Source organism: Streptomyces sp. NPDC020996 (genome assembly GCF_040641355.1).
In the GTDB taxonomy this organism is placed as follows: domain Bacteria; phylum Actinomycetota; class Actinomycetes; order Streptomycetales; family Streptomycetaceae; genus Streptomyces.
The window spans coordinates 1-9,507 of record NZ_JBFADM010000120.1; the positions used below are offsets into that span (position 1 = coordinate 1).

A 9,507-nucleotide genomic window follows, 5' to 3' on the forward strand; every position below is an offset into this window, starting at 1 on the left:
TCCGCGCCCGCCTCGGCCGTCCGCGCCCGCCTCGGCCGTCCGCGCCCGCCTCGGCCGTCCGCGCCCGCCTCGGCCGTCCGCGCCCGCCTCGGCCGTCCGCGCCCGCCTCGGCCGCCCGTACCCGCCTCGGCCGCCCGTTCCGCGGCGCGGCCGCCCGGTCCCTGGCGCGGTCGCCCGCCCTCGCCATGGTCGCCGCGTTCCCGGCGCGGCCGCCGGCCCCCGGCGTGGTTGCTCGGCCCCGGCGTGGTTGCTGCGCGGTTCCTGGCGCGGTCGCCCGCCCTCGCCATGGTCGCCGCGTTCCCGGCGCGGCCGCCGGCCCCCGGCGTGGTTGCTGCGCGGTTCCTGGCGCGGTCGCCCGGTCCCCGGCGTGGTCGGCCCGTGCCGCCACGGTCGCCCGTCCCTGGCGGTCGCCCGTCGTCGGCGCGGTCGCCTGCGCTCGCCATGGTTCGCCCCGTCCCTCCCACGGTCGTCCCGTCCCCGGTGCAGCCGCCTCGTTCCCGGCGCGGCCAGCCCGTGCCCTGAGACCGAGGAGCGCGCCGCAAGCCGACCCGGGCCCGGGGAGCGCCGCCGTCGGCCACGGGGGTTCGGCACCGGAGCAGTGCCAGGGCACGGTCGGTGCCGCGGACGCTGCCGTCGGCACGCGTGCCGTGCCGGTGCCGCTCGGCAGGCGGGAGAGGTCGGCCCGGTGCCGTGGTCTGCCGCGGGAGGCGATCGGTGGCAGGCTGCACTGCACCGCACTGCGCTGCGCTGCGTTCGCGAGAGGCGGCGGCGATCGCGCGGGCTGTATCGGCGCGAGTCGGTCGCCGGCGTCTCTGTGCGCGCCAGGCACACCACTGTAGGCCTCTCGCCCGGGGTAGGCGGAAGCCCTGCCGCCGACGGTGTGTGCAGCGTTCGCCAGGGGGCGGGCGGCGGCATGGCTGCGGTCGGAGTCGGCCGGTGGTGCGTGCCTCCGCTCGCCACCGGCGGGGCGGGCGGTCGCCGTCGGTGGCGTGCTCGCGGCCCGCTGCGGCGGTGCGTGCCGCATCGGCCCGAGTTGGTCGGCGGCGGCCGCCCGCGCCACGCCCGAGGCTGCTGCCTGTCGCCGGTGCGGCGGAGGCCCCTCCGGCCGGTGCCGCGGCGCATGGCCGGTGGCCGCTCCTTGGCGGACGGGGGCGAAGGCGGGTCCGGTGGTGTCGGGTGGGCCGTCGCGCGGTCAGTCCGGTGTGTCCAGGGACTGCGCGGCCAGCTCCTTGATCCGGGCCTTCTTCGCCCGCAGCCGCTCGCCCTCGGCGCGCCAGCGGCGGCGGGCCAGCGGGTGCCGGCGGGAGGGCTCGCGCCGCTGCCAGTCCCGCAGCGCGATCACGGCGCACGCGTCCTCCACGACCAGCACCATCACCGTCGGCAGCACGAGCGCGGCCTCCACGCCCACAGTGCGCTCGGCGCACGGCAGATGCAGCAGCGTCGCGGGACGCCGGTCCGACCGGCGGGAGGGAAGCGCGCTCATGGGAACCACCTCCGGAAGTCCTGCCGACGGTCCACGGCCGGCGACGGACAGGGCATGCCGCCATCCTGCCGGGGCCCGGAGCCGGTACGGCATGGGCCGACCGGCCCTCCGCACGGTCCACCGGGCCCTCGCCCGCACACCCCGTGCCGGTCATGCCGCCTCGGCGCCGGAGAGCAGCCGGGTCGCCGGATCCGACCGCACCGACGGACGCGCCCGCCGGACGCCGCGCGCCGCGTCCTGCCGGGCGAGCGCGAAGCCCCAGCAGTGCCAGTGCCCCATGCTGCCGTCGTCCTGGACGACATCCCAGGCGTTCGGGCAGTGCGTCGGCGGGCCGGCCGCGGCCCGGGGCTGCGGACCGGTCCCCGCCGGCGCCCCTGACTCCGGGTGTCGTTCAGCGGGCGAGGGAGAAGTAGTTCTCCTCCTCCTGCGTGAAGTGCAGGCGCAGGACCGTGTGCAGCCCGTAGAGGCTGGCCCGCAGGTCGTCGAGCTGCTCGGGGGCGAGCGTGCCGTCCGGTCCGGCGAGCGCGAGGTGGGTGGCGATGCGCTGCGAGAGGCGTTCGATCTCGGCGTGCGCGCGGCTCATGGTGGCCGTCGCCTCGGGACCGCCGAGCGCGGGCGCCAGCGCCGGATACAGCTCGTGCTCCTCGGCGTACTCGTGCGGCAGCAGCCGCTCGGTGAGCAGCCGGTGCACTTCGGTCACCGGCGCCAGGGACCGCGGACCGGCGCCCTCGGCGAGGTGGTCGGCGGCGTCCCGCACGGCCTCCAGGACGTCCTGCAGATCGTCGTGCTCGGCCGCGAACCGGTGGATGAGGGCCTCCGCGGCGGGCTGCAACTGCGGCCGTTCGGCCCGGTCGTCGCGCAGCGCGCGCAGGGCGTTGAGGATGACCGCGACGTCGATGCCCTCCTGCAGCAGCGCACCGAAGGCGGGCGGCAGCAGCCCGAAGGCGGCCGCGGCCATGGCGGCCAGCGACAGCAGCATGCCGCCCAGCGCGCTCTGCACGGCGATGCGCCGGGACCGTACGGCGATGGCGACCGCGTCGGCGAGACGGTCCACGCGGTCCGTCGTCAGCACGATGTCGGCGGCCTCGGAGGAGGCGGTGGAACCGCGGGCGCCCATCGCCACCCCGATGTCCGCGGCGGCCAGCGCCGGCGCGTCGTTCACGCCGTCGCCGACCATCACGGTCACGGCGGACTCCCGTTCGGCCCGCACCGCCGCGACCTTGCCCGCCGGGGTGAGCCCGGCCCGCACGTCGTCGAGGCCGAGCACGGCGCCGACCTCGCGGGCGGGTTCGGCGCGGTCGCCGGTGAGCATCACCAGCCGGTCGAGCCCGGCCGATCGCAGCCTGCGCAGGGTCCGCGGCGCGTCCGGCCGCACCGGGTCGCGCAGCAGGACCGCGCCGACCGGGTGCTTGTCGACGCTCAGCCAGGCCACGGCCGCCCCGTCCAGCAGGGCCCGGTTGTCCGCCGCCCGCGCCCAGTCCGGCCGTTCGGCGTGCTCGGCGAGCCGGCCCACGGCCATCCGGCGTCCCGCCACGACGCCGGTGACCCCGGTGCCGGGCTCCTCGGTCATGTCCGAGGGCACCGACAGGTGCAGCCCCCGCCCGCGGGCGGCGCCGACGACGGCCTCCGCGAGGACGTGCGGGGAGTACTGGTCGAGCGAGGCGGCCAGCCGCAGCACCTGGGCCGGCTGCCACCCGGGCGCCGCCACCACGTCCAGCACCCGCGGGCGCCCGCCGGTGAGGGTGCCGGTCTTGTCCAGCAGCAGGGTCCGGGCCCGGCCGAGGTTCTCCAGCGCCCCGCCGTCGCGGATCACCACGCCGAGGCGGGACGCGCGGGACAGACCGGAGACGACGGCCACCGGCGCCGCCAGCAGCAGCGGACACGGCGTGGCGACCACCAGCACCGCCACCGCCCGCACCGCCGACCCCGACACCAGCCAGGCCAGCCCCGCGGCCGCCACCGACAGCGGCAGGAACCAGGCCGCGTAGCGGTCGGCCAGCCGGACCACGGGAGCGGACTCGGCGCCGGCCTGCCGCGCCAGCCGCACGATCTCCGCGTACGTGCTGTCCTGTTCGGTCGCCGTGGCCCGCAGCTCGAAGGCGCCGCCCGCGTTCACCGCGCCGCTGCGCACCGTCTCGCCCTCGGGGCGCCGCACGGTCAGGGACTCGCCGGTCAGCACGGACTCGTCGAGGACGGCCGGATCGCCGACGACCCGGCCGTCCACGGGGACGACCTCGCCCGGGCCGACGACCAGCAGGTCGCCGGCCGCCACCTCGGCCAGCGGCACCGTGCGCACCTCGGCGCCGGTGCGCCGCCGCGCGTTGCGGGGCGCGTGCTCCAGCAGGGCGCGCAGGTCACGGGAGGCCCGCCGCTGGGCGGCCGCCTCCAGGGTGCGTCCGGTGGCGAGCATCAGCGCGATCAGCGCACCGGCCAGGTACTCGCCGACGGCCAGCGTGCCCCCGAGCGCCAGCACCGCGATGACGTCCACGCCCGCGCGCCCGTGCCGCAGCGCGTCCAGCACCCACACCACCGCGGGAACCACGGCCGCCGCGGTCCCCACGGCCCAGGACAGGCCGGCGAGGCCCGGCATGCCGAGGAGCCGGAGGACGCCGCCGACCACCAGCGCCGCCGCCGTGACGGCCAGCAGGAGCGGTTCGAGCCCCGGAGGCCGAAGCGAGACCAGCGTGCGGCGTAGCGGTGTCCCCGACATCATGTGCTCCTTCTCTTTCCCCCTCTGTCCCCGGGCCGTCAGTCGTGCGGGACGACGGCGACCGGGCAGGGCTCGTGGTGCAGGGCGGCGTGCGCGACCGGCCCGAGCTTCCAGGCGAGGTGGGACGGGTGCCGACGGCGCCCGACCACGGTGAGCTGGCTGTGCTCGGAGGCCGACAGCAGCACCTGGGCCGCGGAGCCCTGCGCCATGTGCTCCACCACGCGGATGTCCGGGAACTTCTCCCGCCACGGGGCGAGCACCGCGGTGAGCCGGGCGTGTTCCTCCGTCTCGTGCAGCACGGCGGCCCCGTGCGGGTGAGGCAGCGGGGACTCGGGCGGCAGGGCGTGCACCGCCCGCACCGCGCACCGGTGGGTCTGGGCGGCGGTGAACGCGAACTCCAGGAGCGCGTCGGAGGCGGGGCCGTACTCCTGCACACCCGCCACGATCTCGTCGCGCTCGCTCGCGGCGGGGTGCTCCCACCCCTCCTCGACGGCCGGGTCACCGGCCCGGACGGTCACGATCGGGCACTGTGCGAGGGCGAGGACGTGCAGGCTGATGGAGCCGAGCAGGAAGCTCGTGACCGAGCCGAGCCCGCGGGAGCCGAGCACCAGCATGGCGGCGTTCTCACTGAGCTCCAGGAGTGCCTTCGCGGCCGGGTCCGAGACCAGTTCGGTGGTCACCGACAGGTCGGGGTAACGGTGCAGCAGCTCCGTCTCGGTGCGCTGCAGCACCTGCCCCCCGTACCGCTGCTTGCTCAGGGCCTCCTGGGCGATGGGCACGTCGAGCGGCTGGGTGGTCCAGGAGTGCAGCAGCAGGACGGGCAGCTTCCGGTCCACCGCCTCGCGCGCGGCCCACCAGGCGGCCGTCACGCTCGCCGGCGAACCGTCGAGCCCTGCGACGACGGGACGACTGGTCATGGCGCACCTCCCACTCGGACAGCCGGGGCAGCGCTGCCGCGCGTGATTCCCCGATTTCAGGGTCCCTCCCGGGGCGTCCGACCAGGGAGGGCCGGTCGGTGTGCTCTTCGGGCCCGGACGGCCCACTGCGGCGCGGCGGCGCGGGACGGAGGGTGGGACGCGTAGGAGTGAGCCGGGGGCCGCCCGGCCGACGACGCCGGGCCCCGGGCACTGCCGCACGCCGTGCGACGGCCTTCGGGACCCACCGAGAAGGAGGCCTGCGATGACCGGTCCGGCTGCGGCGGGGACGGACGGTTCGGCATCATGACCGTGAACGAGCCGGCGACGGCCGAGCCCGTCCGGCCCGGCTCCCCGGGGGAACGCCCCGCCGGGCTGCCCGGCGCCTGCCGGATGGCGCCCCGGCAGGTCGCGGCGCGGCTCGGGGTCGACCCGGCCCGCGGACTCGGCTCCCGCGAGGCCGCCGACCGGGCGGCCGCCTGCGGGCCCAACCGGCTGGCCGAACCGGCCCGGCGGCCCGAGTGGCTGAAGTTCCTGGACCAGTTCCGCAACTGGCTCATCGGCGTCCTGCTGGTCGCGGCCGTGGTCGCCGGGGCGATCGGCGAGGTCAAGGACGCCGTGGTGATCACCGTCGTCCTGCAGATCAACGCCGTGCTCGGCTATCTGCAGGAACGGCGCGCCGAGCGCAGCCTGGAGGCGCTGCGCCGGATGCTGGTGCCCACCGCCCGGGTCCGCCGCGACGGCCGGGAGCGGCTGGTGGACGCGGCGGACCTGGTCCCCGGCGACGTGGTGGTGCTTGAGGCCGGCGACCGCGTGCCGGCCGACGGGCGGCTGGTCGTGGCGGAGTCGGTGGAGGCGGCGGAGGCGGCCCTGACGGGTGAGTCGCAGCCCGTCGCCAAGAACCTGGCGGTGGTCGGAGGGGAGACGGACGCCCCGGTGCAGCTCGCCGAGCGCACCGGTGAGCTGTTCATGAACACCTCGCTGACCAGGGGCCGTGCCGAGATGATCGTCACGGCCACCGGCATGCGCACCGAACTCGGCGCCATCGCCGAGTCGCTGCGCACCAGCACCGAACCGCCCACGCCGCTGCAGGTCCAGCTGGACAGCCTCGGCCGGCGGCTGGCGCTGCTCAGCGGCGTCGCGGTCGTCGTCTACGCCGTCATCTCGCTGCTGCGCGGCGAGTCGCCGGGGGACATCGCGCTGCGGGCCGTGGCGCTGGCCGTCGCCGCCATCCCCGAGGGCCTGCCCGCCGTCCTCGCCCTGACCCTCGCGCTCGGGGTGTACCGCATGGCGCGCCGCGGCGCCGTCGTCAAGCGCCTCGCCTCGGTGGAGTCCCTCGGCTCGGCGACGGTCGTGTGCAGCGACAAGACCGGCACCCTGACGCTCAACGAGATGACCGTGCGGACCCTGTGGACCCGCGGCCGCTTCTTCGACGTCACGGGCGAGGGCTACGACACCGCGGGCGCCCTCCGCCCGCACGGCGCCGACAGCGCCGACAGCGACGACGGCGACGACCGCGACGACCGCGACGACGGTGACGACGGTGACGACGGCGGCGGCGACGTGGCCGGAGCCGGTGCCGACGCCGAAGCGCTGCGCACGGCGGTGGCGCCCTTCGCCCTGTGCAACGACGCGCGCCTGGCCGACGGCGGGCCCGTCGGGGACCCCACCGAGGCGGCGCTGGCGGTGCTGGCCGTGAAGGCCGGGGTGGACGTCGACGGGCTGCGCGCGCGCCGGCCGCGCACCGGCGAGGTGCCCTTCGACGCGGCCGTCAAGTACATGGCCACCTTCCACGACGAACCCGATGAACCCGGCGAACCCGGCGGCCGCACCCTGGTCCAGGTCAAGGGCGCCGTGGACGTGCTGCTGCCGCTGTGCGACTCCGTCCTCACCGACGACGGCGTACGCGACCTCGACGACCGGCGCAGGAGCGAGATCCTCGCCGCCGCCTCGCGGCTGGGCGGCCGGGGTCTCAGGGTGCTCGGGGCGGCCGGCGCCGTGGTGGACGGCGCGGCCCCGGCGCGCGGCCGCGGCGGGCTGACGCTGACGGCGGTCGCCGGCATCGCCGACCCGCCCCGGCCGCAGGCGCGGGACGCGCTGGCGCTGTGCCGAACGGCGGGCGTCGCCGTCAAGATGATCACCGGGGACCACGCCGACACCGCGGCGGCCGTCGCCCGCGAACTGGGGCTGGGCGGCGAGGTGGCGACGGGCGCGGACCTGGACCGGATGACCGACGGCGAACTGGCCGCGCGCATCGAGGACATCGGCGTGTTCGCCCGCGTCGCACCGGAGCACAAGGTCGCCATCGTGCGGGCGCTGTCCAGCCGCGGCCACATCGTCGCCATGACCGGCGACGGCGTCAACGACGCGGCGGCGCTGCGGGCCGCCCACATCGGGGTGGCCATGGGCCGCACCGGCACCGACGTGGCCAAGGAAGCCGCCGACATGGTGCTCACCGACGACGACTTCTCCACGATCGTGCGGGCCGTGCGCGAGGGACGCGCCATCTACGACAACATCGTCAAGTTCGTGCGCTTCCAGCTGGCCACCAACATCGGCGCCATCCTCACGCTGCTGGGCGCCTCCCTGGCCGGGCTGCCCGCGCCGCTGACGACGGCCCAGCTGCTGTGGGTCAACATCATCATGGACGGGCCGCCCGCTATGGCGCTGGCCGTGGACCCCGCCCGCGACGACGTGATGCGGCAGCCGCCGCGCGATCCGGCGGAGCGCATCCTGGACGCCCGCCGGCTGCGCGCCATCGGCCGGGCCGGAGCCGTCATGGCCCTCGGGACGGTCGTCCTGCTCGCCGCGGCCCGCTCCGCCTACGGCACGGACACCGCGCTGACCATGGCGTTCACCACGTTCGTCCTCTTCCAGCCGTTCAACTCGCTCAACGCCCGCGCGGACGACGGGCCCGTGCTGGGCCGCCACCAGCTCCGCAACCGGACCCTGTGGCTGTGCCTGGCCGGCATCGTCGCCGTACAGGTGGCGGCCGTCCACGTGCCGTGGATGCGCACCCTGTTCGGGACCGTGCCGCTCGGGGCGGCGCAGTGGGCCCTGTGCCTGCTGACCGCCTCCACCGTGCTGGTCGTCGAACTGCTCGTGCGGGCCGTCGGTTCCCGCCCGGCCCGGTGCCCGGCCGCGGGCTGAGGGCCGGTCGGTGGGGCCCCCGGGGCCCGTACGGCCCATGCGGCAGCGGAACGGCGGCCCGACGCTGGATGCGGCAGGCGCGAACCCCGCCGCGGCCGGGCCGCCTGCCGAGGGGTTTGCCCGCGAGGGGACTGCCGCCCGCGGTACCCGGCCGCCGTGACCGGGCCGCACGGAGAAGGGATGAGCTGCCATGCGTGAACCGGTCGTGGTGGGGGTGGACGGCACTCCGTCGAGCCTGGCCGCCGTCGAGGCGGCGGCGTGGGAGGCCGACCGGCGCGGGGTGGGACTGCAGCTGGCGTACGCCGTCGCATGGCCCTCGGACCCCGTGCCGGCGGGCGTGCCGCCGTGGGACCCGGACGGCGCCGGGCCGAACGGGACGCTGAGCCTGGCCGAGGAGCGGGCCCGCCGGGTCGCCCCCGGCCTGCCGATCACGAGCGAGGTCCTGGTGGGCGAGCCCGCTACGGTGCTGGAGAGCGAGTCGCGTCACGCGACGCTCACCGTGGTCGGCGGTGCGCGCACGGGCCGGTTCGGCGGGCCGGCGCGCGACTCGGTCGCCGGACGGCTGACCGCTCACGGCTCCTCCCCGGTGCTCGTGGTCCGCGGCACGCCGCAGCCCGGCGGTCCCGTCGTGCTGGTCGACGACGCCTCGACGGCCGGCCGGGCCGTGGCGGCCTTCGCCTTCGCCGAGGCCGCCGAGCGCGGTGTCGAACTGGTGGTCCTGCACGTGGACGGCCAGCTGCCCCACCTGCCGTTCGGACCGGTGGACGGCACGAGGTCCGCCCACCGCGCCGCGACCCTGTCCGTGCTGTGCCAGCGGCACCCGGACGTCACCGTGCGCCTGCGGCGCAGCAGGGGCCGGACCGGTGCCGCCGTCGAGAAGGAGACCGCCGGCGCCCAGCTCGTCGTGGTCGGCGCGCGCAGCCGCGGCCGGGTCGCGGAGGCGATGCAGGGCTCGGCGGGACGGGCGGTGCTGCGGCACGCGCGGTGCCCCGTCGCCGTGGTCCCCACCACGAACGGCGCCGTGGCTCCCAGCGCGGACGGCGCCGAGGTCCCCACCACGGACGGCACCGCGGTTCCCGCCGTGGACGGCACCGCGGTTCCCGCCGTGGACGGCACCGCGGTTCCCGCCGTGGACGGCACCGCGGTTCCCGCCGTGGACGGCACCGCGGTTCCCGCCGTGGACGGCGCCGAGGTTCCCGCCGTGGACGGCACCGCGGTTCCCGCCGTGGACGGCACCGCGGTTCCCGCCG

6 protein-coding genes are annotated in these 9,507 nt (G+C 77.3%); 2 read left to right on the forward strand and 4 right to left on the reverse strand.

Going from position 1 to position 9,507, the window contains the following annotated elements; genetic code table 11:
• Positions 1-1,192 precede the first annotated feature (1,192 nt).
• The 4 genes from AB0G63_RS38425 to AB0G63_RS38440 all read right to left on the reverse strand — a co-directional run bounded on the left by AB0G63_RS38425 (position 1,193) and on the right by AB0G63_RS38440 (position 5,110).
• Positions 1,193-1,483 carry a hypothetical protein gene (locus tag AB0G63_RS38425; protein ID WP_324787733.1) on the reverse strand — a complete coding sequence of 97 codons (291 nt, stop codon included), beginning with the start codon at positions 1,481-1,483 and terminating at the stop codon, positions 1,193-1,195.
• 150 nt (positions 1,484-1,633) lie between these two features.
• Positions 1,634-1,762, reverse strand: coding sequence for a hypothetical protein (locus AB0G63_RS38430; RefSeq protein WP_360760347.1), 129 nt, complete (start codon positions 1,760-1,762; stop codon positions 1,634-1,636).
• A gap of 112 nt (positions 1,763-1,874) precedes the next feature.
• Entirely contained in the window at positions 1,875-4,193 is a 2,319-nt protein-coding gene (locus tag AB0G63_RS38435) for a heavy metal translocating P-type ATPase (RefSeq protein WP_360760350.1), read from the reverse strand.
• 38 nt (positions 4,194-4,231) lie between these two features.
• Positions 4,232-5,110: a universal stress protein gene (locus AB0G63_RS38440; protein WP_360760352.1), complete on the reverse strand. Its 879-nt coding sequence runs from the start codon at positions 5,108-5,110 to the stop codon at positions 4,232-4,234.
• Positions 5,111-5,413: 303 nt separating this feature from the next.
• Here AB0G63_RS38440 and AB0G63_RS38445 point away from each other — a divergent pair, with 303 nt between their 5' ends.
• Together AB0G63_RS38445 and AB0G63_RS38450 are read left to right on the forward strand one after the other, a co-directional pair.
• The gene (locus tag AB0G63_RS38445) at positions 5,414-8,257 is read left to right on the forward strand and encodes an HAD-IC family P-type ATPase (RefSeq protein WP_360760355.1); all 2,844 of its coding nucleotides are present in this window, start codon (positions 5,414-5,416) and stop codon (positions 8,255-8,257) included.
• Between the two features lie 190 nt (positions 8,258-8,447).
• Positions 8,448-9,507: universal stress protein (locus tag AB0G63_RS38450; RefSeq protein ID WP_360760358.1), on the forward strand; the 1,060-nt coding region annotated here is incomplete at its 3' end.